Source organism: Streptomyces sp. F001 (assembly GCF_004187715.1).
In the GTDB taxonomy this organism is placed as follows: Bacteria; Actinomycetota; Actinomycetes; order Streptomycetales; family Streptomycetaceae; genus Streptomyces; species Streptomyces flavusporus.
Map to the genome: position 1 here is coordinate 281,745 of NZ_QZWF01000004.1, position 16,554 is coordinate 298,298.

15 protein-coding genes and 2 pseudogenes are annotated in these 16,554 nt (G+C 69.4%); 6 read left to right on the forward strand and 11 right to left on the reverse strand.

The genetic code is table 11. From position 1 onward, the window contains the following. Nucleotides 1–45 precede the first annotated feature (45 nt). Nucleotides 46–561, forward strand: coding sequence for a GNAT family N-acetyltransferase (locus StrepF001_RS18500; protein WP_129799352.1), 516 nt, complete (start codon nt 46–48; stop codon nt 559–561). Between the two features lie 93 nt (nt 562–654). Continuing rightward, the gene (locus StrepF001_RS18505) at nt 655–999 is read left to right on the forward strand and encodes a PASTA domain-containing protein (protein WP_240797565.1); all 345 of its coding nucleotides are present in this window, start codon (nt 655–657) and stop codon (nt 997–999) included. Between the two features lie 21 nt (nt 1,000–1,020). Here the strand turns inward: StrepF001_RS18505 and StrepF001_RS18510 are convergent, their stop codons facing one another. Genes StrepF001_RS18510 through StrepF001_RS18525 form a run of 4 tightly spaced genes read right to left on the reverse strand, consistent with a single transcriptional unit; the run spans nt 1,021 to nt 5,537 of the window. Next, nucleotides 1,021–1,713, reverse strand: a complete 693-nt coding sequence (locus tag StrepF001_RS18510) for a demethylmenaquinone methyltransferase (RefSeq protein ID WP_129799353.1) — start codon at nt 1,711–1,713, stop codon at nt 1,021–1,023. A 23-nt stretch (nt 1,714–1,736) separates the two neighbouring features. Continuing rightward, nucleotides 1,737–2,822 (reverse strand): acyltransferase, encoded by a 1,086-nt coding sequence (locus tag StrepF001_RS18515; RefSeq protein ID WP_129799354.1) that lies wholly within the window; start codon nt 2,820–2,822, stop codon nt 1,737–1,739. Next, on the reverse strand, nt 2,822–5,101 hold the full coding sequence (locus StrepF001_RS18520) for a glycosyltransferase (protein ID WP_129799355.1): 2,280 nt from the start codon (nt 5,099–5,101) through the stop codon (nt 2,822–2,824). Before StrepF001_RS18520 ends, StrepF001_RS18515 begins: the two co-directional genes overlap by 1 nt. 19 nt (nt 5,102–5,120) lie before the next feature. Continuing rightward, the gene (locus StrepF001_RS18525) at nt 5,121–5,537 is read right to left on the reverse strand and encodes a hypothetical protein (protein WP_129799356.1); all 417 of its coding nucleotides are present in this window, start codon (nt 5,535–5,537) and stop codon (nt 5,121–5,123) included. A 192-nt stretch (nt 5,538–5,729) separates the two neighbouring features. Between StrepF001_RS18525 and StrepF001_RS18530 the strand changes: the two genes are divergently transcribed. Beyond that, entirely contained in the window at nt 5,730–6,749 is a 1,020-nt protein-coding gene (locus StrepF001_RS18530) for a chitinase (RefSeq protein WP_129799357.1), read from the forward strand. 3 nt (nt 6,750–6,752) lie between these two features. On the opposite strand, the gene StrepF001_RS18535 is transcribed toward StrepF001_RS18530, so the two are convergent. From StrepF001_RS18535 to StrepF001_RS18560, 6 genes and pseudogenes are all read right to left on the reverse strand, one after another. Further along, nucleotides 6,753–7,355, reverse strand: coding sequence for a hypothetical protein (locus tag StrepF001_RS18535; RefSeq protein ID WP_129799358.1), 603 nt, complete (start codon nt 7,353–7,355; stop codon nt 6,753–6,755). A 1-nt stretch (nt 7,356) separates the two neighbouring features. Continuing rightward, nucleotides 7,357–8,556: a cyclic dehypoxanthinyl futalosine synthase gene (gene mqnC, locus StrepF001_RS18540; RefSeq protein ID WP_129799359.1), complete on the reverse strand. Its 1,200-nt coding sequence runs from the start codon at nt 8,554–8,556 to the stop codon at nt 7,357–7,359. Between the two features lie 122 nt (nt 8,557–8,678). Further along, nucleotides 8,679–9,469: pseudogene (locus StrepF001_RS18545) on the reverse strand (A24 family peptidase). A 7-nt stretch (nt 9,470–9,476) separates the two neighbouring features. Next, complete coding sequence (locus StrepF001_RS18550) at nt 9,477–12,419, reverse strand: BTAD domain-containing putative transcriptional regulator (protein WP_129799360.1); 2,943 nt, start codon at nt 12,417–12,419, stop codon at nt 9,477–9,479. A 266-nt stretch (nt 12,420–12,685) separates the two neighbouring features. Beyond that, nucleotides 12,686–13,588 carry a hypothetical protein gene (locus StrepF001_RS18555; RefSeq protein ID WP_129799361.1) on the reverse strand — a complete coding sequence of 301 codons (903 nt, stop codon included), beginning with the start codon at nt 13,586–13,588 and terminating at the stop codon, nt 12,686–12,688. 33 nt (nt 13,589–13,621) lie between these two features. Further along, nucleotides 13,622–14,038, reverse strand: a pseudogene (locus tag StrepF001_RS18560) (ATP-binding protein). A gap of 217 nt (nt 14,039–14,255) precedes the next feature. On the opposite strand from StrepF001_RS18560, the gene StrepF001_RS18565 reads away from it, so the two are divergent. From StrepF001_RS18565 to StrepF001_RS18575, 3 genes are all read left to right on the forward strand, one after another. Next, nucleotides 14,256–15,107 (forward strand): helix-turn-helix transcriptional regulator, encoded by an 852-nt coding sequence (locus StrepF001_RS18565; RefSeq protein ID WP_129799362.1) that lies wholly within the window; start codon nt 14,256–14,258, stop codon nt 15,105–15,107. A gap of 8 nt (nt 15,108–15,115) precedes the next feature. Next, nucleotides 15,116–15,307 carry a DUF397 domain-containing protein gene (locus tag StrepF001_RS18570; protein WP_129799363.1) on the forward strand — a complete coding sequence of 64 codons (192 nt, stop codon included), beginning with the start codon at nt 15,116–15,118 and terminating at the stop codon, nt 15,305–15,307. A gap of 124 nt (nt 15,308–15,431) precedes the next feature. Further along, the gene (locus StrepF001_RS18575; RefSeq protein ID WP_129799364.1) at nt 15,432–15,815 is read left to right on the forward strand and encodes a DUF4279 domain-containing protein; all 384 of its coding nucleotides are present in this window, start codon (nt 15,432–15,434) and stop codon (nt 15,813–15,815) included. Between the two features lie 420 nt (nt 15,816–16,235). On the opposite strand, the gene StrepF001_RS18580 is transcribed toward StrepF001_RS18575, so the two are convergent. Further along, nucleotides 16,236–16,547: a hypothetical protein gene (locus StrepF001_RS18580; RefSeq protein ID WP_240797566.1), complete on the reverse strand. Its 312-nt coding sequence runs from the start codon at nt 16,545–16,547 to the stop codon at nt 16,236–16,238. Between the last annotated feature and the right edge of the window lie 7 nt (nt 16,548–16,554).

Consider the following 16,554-nt stretch of genomic DNA (forward strand, 5'->3'; position numbering starts at 1 on the left):
GCAGTCTATGCAGCAGAATTGATCAACCGGCTGAAGGGATACCCAGTGAACCGAGCTCTCCCCGTGGTACGGCTGCGTGTCCCCACCGACGAGGACGCCGTGGCGTGGCACCGGGTTTTCGACCACCCGGACGTCATGGAGTTCCACGGCGGCAAGTCCGCCGACCTGTCCGTCTACGAGGAGCTCACCGCCCGCCAGCGCAAGCACGACGCCGAGCTGGGCTTCTGTCTGTGGACGATGCTCGACGCGGAAGACCGGGTCATCGGCTTCACCGGCGCGCAGCCGTGGCCGCGGGAGTGGGGCCCGAAGGGCGAGATCGAGATCGGCTGGCGGCTGGGGCGGGAGCACTGGGGCCGGGGGTACGTCACCGCGGCCGCGCAGATGACGCTGGAGCGGGTGCGCGCGACGGGCGTGGGCAGCGTGGTGGCGATGGTCAACGCGCGCAACACCCGGTCGATCGCGGTCACCCGGCGGCTGGGCATGCACCTCGCCGAGACCTTCACCAGCCCCGAGTCGGATCTGCTGGGGCACTGCTACCGACTCGAGCTGCAAGAGACGTGACAGACTGTAACGGTCAGCTACAGAAAGCCACTTGACGCTTCCGGACCGCACCCCGGGCGGTTACCCTTCCAGTACCGCTGGGGGGTGACATCTGTGCGCATCACACCCAAGACGCCCGAAGTGCGCGTGCCCAAGTTCGTCGGACTGATGGCCGTGGACGCCCGCGAGACGGCCGAGACACACGGAGTGCTGCTCGCCGCGCCCGACCGGCCCGACTTCCATCTCACCGTCGTCGACTACGTCGTACGGCAGTACCCACTGCCCGGCGTCGAGGTGCCCCGCGGTGCCGTCGTCACCGTGTGGTTCGACTTCGGCGAGGGCGGTGGCGGGGGCGGCGGTGGCGCGGGCGTCCGCGAACCGCGCCTGCCGAAGCCGCCCGGCGGCGGGCTGCAACGCGAGCTGGACGCACCCGGGGACACGTTCGAGGTGATCCGGTGAGCGCCCGCCCCGAAGGTGGCTTCAGGCCTTGAACCCCCGGTGCAGAGCCACCACTCCACCCGTGAGGTTCCGCCACGCCACCCTCGACCAGCCGGCCTTGCGCAGCCGTTCGGCCAGCGCGGGCTGGTCGGGCCAGGCGCGGATGGACTCGGCGAGGTAGACGTACGCGTCCGGGTTCGACGACACCGCCCGGGCGACCGGCGGCAGCGCCCGCATCAGGTACTCGGTGTACACCTTGCGGAACGGCTCCCAGGTCGGATGCGAGAACTCGCAGATCACGACGCGCCCGCCCGGCCGGGTCACCCGGTACATCTCGCGCAGCGCGGCGTCCGTGTCCTGGACGTTGCGCAGCCCGAAGGAGATGGTGACGGCGTCGAACATGTCGTCCTTGAACGGCAGCCGCGTCGCGTCGCCCGCCGTCAGCGGCAGCCACGGGTGGCGCTGCTTGCCGACCTGGAGCATGCCGAGGGAGAAGTCGCAGGGGACGACATACGCGCCCGCGCGTGTGAAGGGCAGCGAGGAGGTGGCCGTACCGGCGGCCAGGTCCAGGACCTTCTGCGCGGGCCGGGCGTCGACCGCCTTCGCGACCTCCCTGCGCCACACCCGGTCCTGGCCGAGCGACAGCACGTCGTTCGTCAGGTCGTACCGTTCCGCGACGTCGTCGAACATCGAGGCGACTTCGTGCGGCTGCTTGTTCAGGGATGCGCGGGTCACGGGCCCATTCTTGCAGCCTGCGTTCACGGGAGGAGTCTGGGCTTCCGCCGCGCCGCCACGTCCTCCACCCACCCGCACAGCAGCACGAAGCCGGCGATCAGCACCCATCCCACGCCGAACAGGAACCACTGGCTCTCCAGCGGCAGGTACACCTCGAACGCGGGCACCTTCCAGAGCTGGTCGATCAGCGGGACGGCGAGGATCAGCGCGATCTGGTGCCACAGGTAGACGGTCACCGCGCGCGCGTTGAAGACCGTCACGATCCGGTCGAGCCGTCTGAAGCCGGCGAGCCCCTCGAAGTCGATCCGACAGCGGGACTTCGCCCACATCAGCAGCGTCACGAATCCCGCCGACCAGAAGGCCTGCGCGAGCGGGATCTCGTCCAGGTCGTAGGTGCCGTAGTCGGCCTGGTGCGCGACGGCGTACCAGCCGCCGTAGCCGAGCGCGGCGAGCGACAGGACGACCACCACGGCCGGTTTCAGCTGCTGCAGGACGCCGTCTCGGTGCGCGAAGCCGAGGAGCCAGCAGAAGAGGTACGTCGCCAGGTCGATGAGCGCGCTGCCGAGCCGGTCGCCGGGCGACTGCCACGCGAACTCGAACACCACGACGGGGACGAGGGACAGCAGCAGCACGGGGAGCGGCGCGAGCCGGAAGACCCGCAGCAGGAGCGGTGAGAGGAGGACGAACCACAGGTACGTGCGTAGGTACCAGAGGATCTCGTACGCCTGCATGCCCCACGCGTTGCCCGGCGGGTCGCCGAGCGGGACGATCCAGTAGACGATCCGCCACCCCGGCATCCAGTCGTGGACCAGCATGGCGGCGACCACGAAGAAGCCCCAGAACCAGAAGGGCGGGAGCAGTCTTCGGATCCGGCTCTTGACGACCACCAGGGCCGGGCGCTCCAGGGACTTCGCCATCAGGGTGCCGGCCAGGGCGAACATGATCCCCATGGAGGGGAAGACCATGCCCGCCCAGGGCCAGCCGAAGGCGTGGTAGGTGACGACGCGGATGAGGGCGGCGGCCCGGAGGGTGTCGAAGTAGCGGTCCCTGGCCCCGCTGCCCACCGCCGGGCCGGCCGGCCGCACAGCCCCCTTGCTGTGCGCCCCCATCAGCCCACCCCCGCCGGTGTCCCCACCTCGCCCGTCCGCTTCAGCTTCTGCCAGCGCAGGCGGCCGCCGGTGAGGGCGGTGATGCAGGAGTGGATGAGGACGAGGTACATCATCTGGCGGTACGCCAGCTGTTGCAGCGGCATCATCAGCAGGTAGCGGTACTTCTCGCGGTCCAGGCGGAAGGCGTACGCCGCACAGATCAGCTGGATGCCCAGCACTGCCAGCCACGCGAGCAGCGCCGCCCTGAAGTCGACGAAGATCATCGAGTAGACGGTGAAGACGTCGATCAGCGGGGCGAAGACGGGCGTGATGATCTGGAAGATGACGACGAGCGGCATGCCCACGCGGCCGAAGCGACCCGAAGGGCCCTTGTCCGTGAGGGACCTGCGGTGCTTCCAGAGGGCCTGCATCGTGCCGTACGACCACCGGTACCGCTGCGACCACAGCTGCTTCAGCGAACCCGGCGCCTCCGTCCACGCCTTGGCGTGCTCCTGGTAGACGACCCGCCAGCCCGCGCGGTGCATGGCGATGGTGATGTCGGTGTCCTCGGCGAGCGTGTCCTCGCTCATCCCGCCGACCTCGAGCACCGCGCCCCGGCGGAAGGCGCCGATCGCGCCGGGGATGGTCGGCATGCAGCGCAGCAGGTCGTACATCCGCCGGTCGAGGTTGAAGCCCATCACATACTCGATGTGCTGCCAGGCACCGATGACGGTGTTGCGGTTGCCGACCTTGGCGTTGCCCGCGACCGCGCCGACGCCGGGGTCGGCGAAGGGCTGCACCAGCTGCCGCACGGTGTCGGCCTCGAAGACGGTGTCGCCGTCCATCATCACGACGATGTCGTGACTGGCGCTGCGGACGCCGTTGTTCAACGCCGCCGGCTTGCCCGCGTTCTCCTGCCGGATGACCCGGACGTTCGTCATGCCGAGCTCATGGGCCGCCCTGCGCGCGATCTCGGACGTACCGTCCGTCGAACCGTCGTCGACGACGATGATCTCGATGGGATGCGTGCTCTGCGCCAGCGACTTCAGGGTGTTGGCGATGCACTCCTTCTCGTTGTACGCCGGGACGATCACGCTCACCGGTTCGGTGACCGGCGGTCCCCAGCTGAACCGGCGTCTGTTGCGCTGCCGGTAGTGGCGCCGGGCGAGCAGCAGCATCATGCCGAACCGGCCCATGACCGCGCAGCCGACCACGGCCAGCCCGACCGCGAGGCCCGGGACCGTCCACTCGGCGACGGCGACGGCCGCGACGAGGGCCTTGCCCTCGTAGAGGGTGGCGCCGGTGGCGGTGCGGTGGGCGGCCTGGAGACCACCGGGTGCGGCACCGGCCTGGGCACCGGCCGCGCCCGGGGCGCCCGAAGGCCGGCCGTCGGCCGACTGGTTCGTCGCCTGACCACCGGCGTCCTGCTCCTGCATGGCCCCGCTGATCGTGGTGAAGGTGTATCCCTTCGCCTTCATCTTCTTGATGTACGCCGACAGCGCCTTGATCGTCTGCGAGCGCTCACCGCCCGCGTCGTGGAACAGCACCGACGCGCCCTCACCGCTCTCCGGCGTGGCGCCCTTGATGATCTTCGATACGCCCGGCCGCTTCCAGTCCTCGCTGTCGGTGTCGATGAAGACGCTGGTGTAACCGTCCTCGCCGAGCTCCTGGTAGACGGGCCAGCTGTAGTTGTCGACGGCGTCCGTCTTCGAGGAGTACGGGGCACGGAACAGCGTGGTCGTGATGCCGGCCGCGCCCGCCAGCGCGAGCTGCGTCTGCTGCATCTCGCGCTCGACGCGGGCGTCGCTCTGGTAGGAGAGGTCGATGTGGGTGAAGGTGTGGATGCCCACCTCGTTGCCCTGCTCGACCATGTCCTCGACGATGCCCGGGTAGCGCGACACCATCGAGCCGACCACGAAGAACGTGGCCGGGACGTCGTACTTCTCCAGGATTTCCAGCACCTGGGGCGTCCAGGTGGGGTTCGGGCCGTCGTCGAAGGTGAGCGCGATCGTCTTGTCCGGCACGGAGACGGTGGTCGCCTGTCCCCCGCGAAACGTGAGGATCGGCCCGCCGTTCAGGACCTCGTCGGGGACCTCGCTGGAGCTGGCGCCGCTGCGCACGCGCTGGTCGCCGCCGACCTCGGCACGCAGATAGCCGTCGAGCAGCATGATGCTGGTCAGCGCGAGCAGGAGCAGCAGGGCGAGGATGACACGCGGTTTCTGCAGTGCCGCGGCCCGGCCGGCCGCCCGCTCGATACGGGTGGGGGCGCGCCAGCGCCCGCGTCGGGAAGTCGTCGTCATGAGGGTGGGTGCGTTCCGGTCAGTTGGCGGCGGCGACGGCCGACGCGGACGAGGTCGGGGTCGGGGCTGGGGCTGAGACGCCCGAGGGTGGCGCGGACGGGGTGCCGCCGGGCGGGACCGCCCCGTTGCCGGGACCGTCCTGCGGGGCGGGGCCGCCCTGGCCGTTCGCCCCGCCGGCGAAGGGCAGCAGCGAGGACGGGGTCAGCGAGGTGCCCCAGCCCATGAAGGCCGCGCCGAGCACGACCGCGTAGCCGAGGCAGGCGACGCCGAGCAGGAGTCCGATCCGGCGCAGCAGCCTGGCCCGGCGCCCGGAGTTGTCGACGAACACGGGCCCCTCTGCGGAGCCGGAGGCGGAGGCAGAGGCGGACCCGTTGCCGCGTTTGCGACGGCGACCGCGCGGAGCGGCGCGGTTTTCGATGGCAGGCTCGGAATGCATTCCCCGGAGAGTAGGGAGCCTTTATGTGCGCTTCTCTCTGATCTGCATGTGAGACAGCCATGAGAAAGGCCTCAGCCTGTTCGTTCCCTGAGAGAATTCCCGGACGCCTGGACATACCGCCGTAAACCGCCAACCCCATGTGAGAGATTTCGGATTCGGAAATCGGACACCACGAGAGCGGGTACATGCGCCATGAGGAGTTTCCTGAAGCCGGTCGCCGGGCTCACCTGTCTGTTCGCCCTGGCAACGGCAGGGTGCTCGGCGGGCTCCAGCAGCTCCTCCGACGCGGCCCCGGCGGCACCCACGTCGCCTCCTTCGCAGTCGGCCGCTGCCTCCACCTCGTACGCCCCGTACGTCAGTGCCACGACCGCCTCCGACAACGACGCGGCCGGCTCCCCGACGACGTACAACCTGGCCTTCGTGATCTCGGACAGCAGCGACTGCACACCCAAGTGGAACGGCACCCACGCCATCGACGACTCGACGGTGACGTCCCGCATCTCCCGGCTGACGGAGTCCGGCGCCGACGTGCGCGTCTCCTTCGGCGGCGCCTCCGGCAAGGAACTGGCGGCGAGTTGTGACAGCGCGCAGGAGCTGGTGCAGGCGTACGCCGATGCACTGGACGCGGCCGGTGCCACCCGGGCCGACTTCGACATCGAGGGCGACGAGCTGACCGACTCCGACTCGGTCGCCCTGCGGTCGGAGGCGATCGCGGCGCTGCAGGAGGAACGGCCGGACCTGGAGGTGTCGTTCACACTCCCGGTGATGCCGTCCGGCCTGGACGACGACGGCGTCGCCCTGCTCGAATCGGCCAACGACCATCATGTCCAGGTCTCCACGGTCAACCTCATGACCATGAACTACGGCAGCTCCTACACCGGCGACATGGGCGACTACGCCGAACAGTCCGCCACCGCCGCCCACGCCCAACTGGCCGACATCTTCGGCCTGTCCGACGCCGCCGCCTGGCAGGGCATGGCGCTCACCTCGATGATCGGCGTGAACGACGTCGACAACGAGACGTTCACGCTCGAAGACGCCGCCCAGGTACGGGAGTTCGCGGAGGAGAAGGGGATCGGGTGGGTGTCGATGTGGTCGACGTTCCGCGACCGGCAGTGTGCGGATGAGGACGCCGCGCAGGACGACGCGTCGACCAACTGCAGTGGAGTGGAACAGAGTTCAGGGGCCTTCGGGGAGGCGTTCGCGGGCTGACCGCTATCGGCGGCGGTAGACGATCCGCCCCGCCACCACCGTGGCCACACAACTCCCGCCCCCACGCTCGGCCAGCTCATCCTCGTCGAGCACGTCGAACACGGCGAACCGGGCAGCGGACCCGCTCTCCCGCTCCGGCGGAAACTCCACCGGCACCCCGGAGGCGAACGGATCGAGCGCGGGCACTCCCCCCGGCACTCCGAGCCGCCCCACCACCCCGATCCCGGACCGCCGTACGGCAGCCACCACGGCCCGGTTGCGCAGCTCCCCCGCCACCGCGACCGTCCCGTTCGCCAGCATCCGCTGCACCCCGCGCCGGGCGCCGGCCCCCCAGCGAGCCTCGTCCATGGGAAGCGCGGCGAGCGCGTCCCCGGTCAGCGGCTCGGTGCCGAGGGTGTCGGCCTCGCGCGGGTCCGGGTGATAGGCCTGCTCCAGCAGCTCGGGCCCGTGCAGATTGACCAGCCCCGGGGTGAGAATGCCGGGCCACTGCCGCACCCGCGCCTGTGGATGCGTGGCGATGAGTTCCTCCAGGGTGCCGACGGCGGCGATCCACTCACCGCGCACGGCCAGGCATCGTCCCCTGGAGTCGGCGTGCAGTGTCAGCAACTCAGTTGGAGGCGAGCAGCTTCAGCTCCGGATGAGCCGTGCCGCCCTCGATCGCCGTGGACGAGATGTGGGACATGACACGGTCGTCGACGGGGTCGTTCGCCGGGTCGTCGTGGACGACGAGGTGCTCGTACGTCGTGGAGCGCTGGGCCGGGACGCGGTCCGCCGTACGGATCATCTCGATCATTTCCAGCAGGTTGGAGCGGTGCTTGGCACCGGCCGCCGAGACGACGTTCTCCTCCAGCATGATCGAGCCCAGGTCGTCCGCGCCGTAGTGCAGGGTCAGCTGGCCGGCGTCCTTGCCGGTGGTCAGCCAGGAGCCCTGGATGTGGGCGATGTTGTCGAGGAAGAGGCGAGCGATCGCGATCATCCGCAGGTACTCGAAGATGGTGGCCTGCGTGCGGCCCTTCAGGTGGTTGTTCTGCGGCTGGTACAGGTAGGGGATGAAGGCGCGGAAGCCACCGGTCCGGTCCTGTACGTCACGGATCATCCGCAGGTGCTCGATCCGCTCGGCGTTGGTCTCGCCGGTGCCCATGAGCATGGTGGACGTGGACTCGACGCCGAGGTTGTGCGCCGTCTCCATGATCTCCAGCCAGCGCTCACCGCTCTCCTTCAGCGGGGCGATGGCCTTGCGCGGCCGCTCGGGGAGCAGCTCGGCACCGGCACCGGCGAAGGAGTCGAGGCCGGCGGCGTTGATCCGCTGGATGGCCTCCTCCACGGAGACGCCCGAGATCCGCGCCATGTGCTCGACCTCGCTCGCCCCCAGGCTGTGGATGACGAGCTGCGGGAACTCCCGCTTGATGGCCGAGAAGTGCTTCTCGTAGTACTCGACGCCGTAGTCCGGGTGGTGACCGCCCTGGAACATGATCTGCGTACCGCCGAGCTCGACGGTCTCCGCGCACCGGCGCAGGATGTCGTCCAGGTCGCGCGTCCAGCCCTTCGCCTTGTCCTTCGGCGGGGCGTAGAAGGCGCAGAACTTGCACGCCGTGACGCAGACGTTCGTGTAGTTGATGTTCCGCTCGATGATGTACGTCGCGATGTGCTCCACGCCGGCGTAACGGCGGCGGCGTGCGGCGTCGGCGGCGGAACCCAGTGCGTGCAGGGGCGCGTCGCGGTAGAGGTCGAGGGCTTCTTCGGGGGTGATCCGTCCGCCGGCCGCGGCACGGTCGAGCACAGACTGGAGGTCGGCCTTCTCGGTCACCGAAGCGTCCCTTTCGTCAAGGAAATCAAAGGGTGCGCGCGAAGCGCTCGAAACAAGGGTGGTGGTGGGAGACGGGTGGGCGGACTGAACCAGCCTACGCCAGCCGTTTTCCCGCGTTGCCGTCAGGCCGCGCCTACGAGCAGGCCGGTATACGCCCCGGCGAGCAGAAACGGCCCGAACGGGATCGCCGTCTTGCGCCCCGCCTTCCGCACGACGACGAGGGCACCCCCGTACAGCGCCCCGAACACGAACCCCGCGAAGGTCCCGAGCAGCACGGCCTGCCACCCGTACCACCCGAGCACCGCCCCCGCCCCGAGCGCCAGCTTCACATCGCCGAAGCCCATGCCGCTGGGGTTGATCAGGAAGAGGACGAAGTATCCGGCGCCGAGCGCGAGGGCGCCGAGCAGGGCGGTCGTCCAGTCACCGGCGTGTCCGGGCAGCAGCGCGGCCAGGCCGAGCAGGGCGAGGGAGGCGGCTGCGAGGGGCAGGGTGAGCACATCGGGCAGCCGCTGTACCCGCAGGTCGACGGCCGCGAGCAGTACACCGACGGGCACGATCAGCAGCCAGACGCCGAGTTCGGGCCGGGGACCGGTGACGGCGGCGAGGGCGGCGCAGAAGAGGGCGGTGACCGTGGCGAGGAGGGGGGTGCTGGGGCCGTATGACTCCATGAGGGGGTGCCGGGACCGTACGGCTCCACGAGGTGAGTGCTTGGGCCGTACGACGACGGGGCCGCCCTACAGTCCGCGCACCGCGCCCGCCCGATCCACCCCCGGATGGCATGCCCGCCCGGGCACCGCTCCCGCCAGTCCTCCTCGGACGGCACGGAGAACCGATACGCGGCCCGCGGCAGCAGCGCCCCCGCCACCGCACCCCACACCACGGCGACGACGGCGATCAGCAACCCCTCACTCACGCCCGGCTCATCCCGCCGCGGCGACGCCGTTGCGCCAGGTCGGGAGCAGCTCGTCGAGAAGCGCCTCGGTGCGCGGCGGCAGTCCGCGCGCCCCGCTGCGGCCGACGAGGTCGGCGGCGAGGGCCTGGAGCCGTGCGGGGTCGCCGGTGGCGTGGGTGGCACGCAGCAGTTCGTTCCACAGCCGCTCGTCCGCGGGCGCCGTCCGCAGCGCCGCGCCCAGCGCCTCGATGGCCTTCTCCGCGCGGTCCTTCTCCAGGTGGAACGCGGACAGCGCGAGCCCGATGTCCGCGACCAGCAGCGGCAGTTGGGCGTCGATGATCTCGTGGGTGAGCCAGCGGTAGCGGCCCTCGGGCCGGTCGGCCAGCAGTGGCCCGCGCACCAGCACCAGCGCGTCCGTCAGCAGCCGGCCGCGCACGGCACGGTTGTCTATGCCCTTGCCCTGCGTGGCCTCGTAGTAGAGGGACCGCAGCACGTCCAGGTCGGACACGACAGACTTGGCGAGCGTGAGCCGCCCGGCCGCGTCGGTGCGCAGCCGGGCGCTGCCGTCGGGGTCGGTGCCGAGCCAGGCGCGCAGCCGCTCGAGGAGCGCCTCGCGTACGTCGTCGGTGACACCGCGTGGCCACAGGGCGGAGGACAGCACGCGCGGGTGGACGCCCTCGCGGTGCAGGAGCAGCAGCGAGAGCGCCTCGTGCAGCAACGCACTGCGCTCGCCGTCCGGGGTCTCCAGGCCGATGATCTCGTACGACCCCACCAGCCGCGCGTACACCGCGGGCCGCCCCTGTTCGCTGACGTCGACGAGGAACGGCGGGGTGTTGCTCGGCCCGTCGGGCCCGCGCTCGGGGTCGGCGTCGACGAACAGCTCGACGACGGCGCGCTGCTGTTCCAGGGGCAGAAGCTGGGCGTCGAGTTCGAGGCCGAGCAGCGGGGCGAGCAGCTTGCCGCTGCCGGTGATCTCCATCTCCCAGGCGGCGCCGGGCAGTTCACCGCTCTCGGTGCCGACCAGGTAGCCGATGCCGAGGCGGCTGGCGTCGGCGGCGAGTTCGGCGAGCGTGACGGCGTCCTCGGCGGACGGCTCGGCGGCGAGGAGGACGAGGTGCGGAGCCCAACGGGTGTGCTGGGCGGGCCCGGTGCGCCCGGTGAGCACGGAGTCGTGCCCGGCAGCGCCCAGCGCGCCGCGCCGCTGACGCGTCTCCGCCTCCATGGTCTCGATCAGATCGTCGATACCGTCGAGGTGGCGGAGCCGGTTGGGTGCGAGCGGCGTCAGATCCTGACCGAAGCCGACGAGGGTGATGGTCATGCGGTCCGACCAGCCGTTGGTGGCCAGTTCGGCCGCGACCGACGCGAAGACGGCGGCCCGGTCGGCCTCCCGCCCGCTCAGGGAGACGATGCCGGGCACGGCCTCCAGGTTGAGCAGCAGACGGGAGTCGTCCATGGTGCCGAGGCTGACGAGGCCGGGGTACGGGGCGGCGGTGTCGACGTCCTCGTACCGTTCGGCGTCGCTGCGGGCCAGCATCCAGAACGTCTGGTCCTGCCCGAGCTGCCAGGGCGCGGGCGGTTTGCCGGCGGGCTGGGCGAGTTGCAGATGCAGATCGCCGTTGCTGAGCCAGGCCGCGTACACGGTCGGCAGCGGCCGCGACTCGGCGGCGAGAGACGCGGCGAGCCCGCGCAGCGACCGGTCCAGCAGCCGTACGCCCTCGGGGTCGGCGCCCACGAGCAACGCGTCCTGCACGTCCAGCGCGTCCCCGGTCGGCGTGGGCGGCTCCATACCGCGCCGCCCGCCGACGGCCCCGAGCGCCGACTGCCACAGCGCCTGCCGACGCCGCCGCCCGAGGGCGCCGAGGAGACCGGCGGCGAGAAGGGGTGCGCCGAGGAGGGCTTCGGGGAGGCCGAAGGAGTGGCCGGACTCGGCGGCGAGGGTGGCGTGCTGCTGCGGTTGCTGATGCTGAGCAGGTTGGTCGGGAGCGGGCCGCTGCTCGGGCAGGGAGACGTGGGAGCTTTCAGAGGCACCCCCGCCCTGCTGCCCCTGCGCGTGATCCCCGCTCTTGGCGTACTCGTTGATCTGCTGCTGCACGTCGGGCGAGACGTTCGGCGCCTCATCGGGCATCTCGACCAGCTCGCCGCCCACCGCATCGCCCGGCATCTCCATGATCCACCCGGGCCGGATGAGACTGGCCTCGGTCAGCTTGGAGCCGTCCGGCTGCACGCGGTCCTTGTTGAGCTCGAAGATCTCCTTGTACCGGCGTCCGTCACCGAGGTGCCGCTCGGCGACCTCCCAGAGGGAGTCGTGGTGACGCCCCTCGGGCGGCTGGATCCGGTAGTACTTCGTGTCGCCGCTCTGCTTGGCCGCACTGCCGTCGTCGGCGTGGGCGGCGGCGTTGGACGCCTGCTCGGCGAGGGCGGCCGTGGTGTTCGCCGCCTGCTCCTGCTGCTGGGCGAAGAGCCCCGGCGTCTGCTGCGCCGCGGCAACCGTCCCCTTCTGATTCCCCTCCATGCTCTGCCCGAGCTGCGACAGCCCGGGAGCGAAGCTGGCCGCGGTGGCACCGACCAGCAGCAGCGCGGCGACGAGCTGCCGGGCGAGCATCTGACTGGGCCCGGCCCCGGGCACCCGCCCCGGCACACCGACCCCCGACAGCGCGGCCTTCACCTCGACGAGCACACAGGCAGTGAACTGCGCCCAGGCGAGCCAGACGATGAAGGTGAGGATGTCCAGGAACGTCTGGACGGTGACCTCCTTCTGGAGCCACTCCAGGCTCGGCGCCTCGGTCAACGGCCACCCTGCGGTCATCGCGAGCGCGACCGGCACACCCACCACGAGTCCGGCCAGGGCGATGAAGGCGAAGAACGCCTTCACAAAGTCCCCGAACGTACGCCGCCGCACCCGCACGGGCTGCGGTGTCCGGTTCCTCGGGGTCGACGGGCCCGTCGAGCTGAGAGTGCTGCGTCGCGGCATGGCGGGTGTCCTGGTCGTGTGGGGAGGGCGTTGAGTTGTGGGTCGTGGGGGTGGATCGAGCCTACAGAGATCTTAGGTACTGGCACTGACACCGTCGAAGGCCGGACAGCACCAATCCCCGCCCACCGCGGCCCGATTCCTCACGCACTCGTACAGTAGGCCCCGAAATACCCTCGAAGTCCGCCCGGTTCACATCTCGCTGGACCCAGCCGTTCGCAACCGTCAATGCCGCCAGAAGTCCCGGCTCTCCGGCCCTCGCACCGCCTCTATTCCGCAGCCCGCTCGTCGACGTCCACGAACAGATCCTCCGCGTTCGTCGCGTGCACCGCCCGCTGAGCCCAGACCTCGAGCTGGTCCAGGTCGGAACACTCCTTCACCCGTTCACGGACGACGTCCGACACCGGGATGGCGCGCCAGTCGAGGATCCGGAGGACCATGGACGCACGCTCCTGCTCGATGCCCTCTTCACGGCCCTCTTCACGCACCTTCTCGGCCACCTCGTGCCGGAAGAAGTAGTTGACCGGCATCATCAGCTCCTTCCAGATCTGCTTGGCCTGGACGTCGACCAGGCATGACTCGACGAACTGCGCGAGCATCCCCGCGCTGTGGGTGTCGGTGGTCGACAACGCTGCCGCCAGCGGTTTCAGTATGGCAGCGGCATCCGGCCCCTTGCCATGTGTCATCGCCGAGAACGCCGCGAGAAAGACGTCCCGTTTGGCCTCGGCTTCGTCCGCGATGAGCGGCACGTTCTCCGGGCTCAGCACGAGCGGCCGTACGGTGAGCGAGTGCCAGCCGGGCAGGCCCAGGCGGATCGGCCGTGTCGCCCAACGGGCCGTGGACCTGCTCTGGGTCAGCACGATCAGCACTGGCTCCCAGCGGTACTTCGCGTACAAGTAGCTGAGGTAGTAGGCCCAGCTGCCGCGCTTGCCCTCGTCCCGTTTTCCCTGGGACTCGATGACCAGAAGATACGTCCCCTCGTCCGTCTCCGCCCGCAGCAGCGTGTCCACGCGCCGCTCGACCGGCTCGATCTCCGTCAGGTCTGCGTTCAACACCGCGAAGTCGCGTGGTTCGGGAAACGGGATGTGCAGCACGCGCTGCAGGGTACGCGTGAACCCTGCCGGGTCCTTCTGGCAGAACTGATGCAGCGCCTCATGCGGCGATCCGACCATCAGCCCTCCTTTCCATACGACGTGATCAACGAGCTACGCCGCAACGAGGTCACACCACACGTACTTGCCGCGATTGCCCTCCCTGGCCAGCGGCTGCCACCCCTACAGGTCGGCGCAGGCGCGGACGAGAGCCAGCCCGCGGCCGCGCTCCGCTTCGGCGAGGGATTCCACCGGCGCCGGCGGATCAGGCGGCGCCGGATCCCCGTCCCACGCCCCGATCCGCAGCACCCCCGCCGACCAGCGCACACGCAGAGCTGCGGGCCCCTTGGTGTGCAGTACGGCGTTGGCGACCAGCTCCGTTGCCAACAACTCGGCGGTGTCCGAGAGGCGGATCAGGCCGTGCATGGTGAGGATCAGCCGGAGGGTGCGGCGACAGACGGTGACGGCACGGGGGTCGTGGGGGATGTAGAGGGTGTACTCCCAGGGGGCGGGGGCTTCGGTTTCAGGCATGCGTGAACTCCTAGCGGGTGAAGGGGATTGGCCGGGCGGTGGCAGTGCCGCAGCCGTCATGGCAGGACGGAGCGGTGCGCTTCCGAGACCCCGGCGTTCCGCAGCGTGTGCATCACGTCACTGACAGTAGAGACCAAAATTGGTCTCACGCAACCTGTTGCCGTAATCTGCCCCCGAACGAGGCACCGTTCCAAGGCCGTTGAGACGAGGAGAACCCATGGCACGGAGGCGGCAACCCACTGCGCGCCAGATGCGCCTCGGCGCCGAGCTGCAGAAACTGCGGGAGGCCGCAGGACTCAAGGGGCGTGAGGCCGCCGCAGCTCTGGGAACGGACTCGGCACGGTTGAGTCAGATCGAGTCCGGCGTCGTAGGCATGAGCGAGAACACCGTTCGCCGACTTGCCGCCAATTACTCCTGTACAGACGGGGAGTTGCTCGACGCACTGGTAGCGATGGCGACCGACCGGACGCGCGGCTGGTGGGAGAAGTACCAGGGCCTGCTGCCAGTTTCGTTCCTGGACATCGCCGAGTTGGAGCACCACGCCACGTACCGGTTCGACATCGAGTTCCTGCACGTCCCCGGCCTCTTCCAGACGGAAGAGTACGCCCGCGGCATCTTCTCGTACCGCGTCCCCGAACTCCCCGAGAACGACCTTGCCTTGCGAGTCAGCCACCGCATGGAACGCAAGGTGATTATCACGGGCCCCGAGCCCACCCTCTACGAGGCGGTGATCCACGAGGCCGCTCTGCGTATCAGAGTCGGCAACCGTGCCGACGCACAGACTCAGCTCACCCGCATCCTGGAACTCTCCGATGCCGACCACGTCACCGTGCGCGTCATCCCCTTCGACCTGGACGACTTCGGCGGAGCCTGGAGCGGCATGACGTATGCGGGTGGCGCCGTACCCAAACTGGACACAGCACTGCGCGACACGGCCCACGGCACGGCCTTCATCGACTCGGAGGCCCAACTCTGCGCATTTCGAACGCTCTTCCGTAAGGTGGAGGCCGTATCACTCGAACCCGCACGTTCGCGTGACTTCATCCACAGGTTGGCGAAGGAGCTGTGAGGCGAGCCGTGACCACACCCAACAACTGGCAGAAGTCGTCCTTCTCTGGCGGCGCCGACGGCAACAACTGCGTAGAGATCGCCGTCCTCCACCCCCGCATAGCCATCCGCGACTCAAAGAACCCCACCTACGCCACCCTCACCTTCCCCACCGAAACCTTCACGGCGTTCCTCGCCAGCCTCAAGGCCGACGCTCGATAGGAACGTACGTACGGGGGTAGCGCGTGTCCCACAGGCCGACGGACCGGCACATACTTGACCTGGGCAAGGACCCCGCCCCCTGGCGATCCCCAACACATCCGCAAGCTCGCCGGGAGCCGAGCGCATGGAGCGTGGCTACGCCGAGGGAGACTGGGTCGAAACGGATGCACGGCTGGTCATCCGGAAGTCCGGCCTGGATCCCGATCTCCCGGCGGAGACAATCCCAGTGGTGCCCTCCGCACTGAACCCCGAAGAAGGCGTCTGGTCGCTGACCGTGCACGCCGGACTGCCGGAAGGTACGAACGGGCAGCTCCGCCAACTGCTGGAAGCTATCGAACCCTTCAGCGCCCGCCTCACCGACCTGGGCGACCGGGGATACGAGATGTCGATCCGGGTTTCCGGATTCGTCGGCCGGGGCAGCGCATTCACCCTGCCCCAGGACGTCGTTGCACGGCTCGCGGCGCTGAACATTCCCCTAACCGTTTCACCCAGCACCAGCGATCGATAGCGAGAATCATGACAGCCTCGGACCGCTCGCAGGAATCTCCGGCAGCCACCCTTCTCATCACGGGAAAGAGCCTGACTCTCGGGGATCTCAAGCCTGTGCTGGGAATTTCTCCGTCGTTCTCCGAGGAGCTTTACGTGCCGGCCTTGGCAGTGGTGTCGTACGCGCGCATCCACGTTATGCAGACCTGCCGCCCGCGAGCTGTCCGGCATTGCGCCGCACCGGGTGGTGGCCGGACCTCTCATCAACGTCTCCGACGGCACCTCCCAGGCCCGGTGACACGCCCCCCAGGTCATCCGATCGACAGGGGACAACAGTCATGCCGGGCCCGGAGGCCAGCGGCCCTCTTGCAGGACCGCGAAGAAGATAACGGGGGAAATGCTCGGCCAGGTTCGGCGTCGAGGGCCGGACGTGTGGGCACGCTCAGCCAAGTGTCCAGGCAGGCGAGTCCTTCGCAGGGGCGGGGCGGATCTCAAGGGTGGAGAGGTCGAAGTCCTCGTCATCCTCCTCGTCGCCCGTCGGCAGGCGGCCGGCGGCGTCCGGGTAGTAGTACAGGCCGTAGGCCCAGTACTCCGGGAACTCGTGGCACATGAGATCGGGATAGGCAGAGATCTCGGCGTTCTGATACCGCTCGTTGATTCTCGCCACAGCCTCGGCCCGGGAGATTCCGAATCGCGACACCATCTCTTCCGATATGTCGCGGAAATATTCCAGCATGCCCTCGTCGAGGCGCATAAGGAAT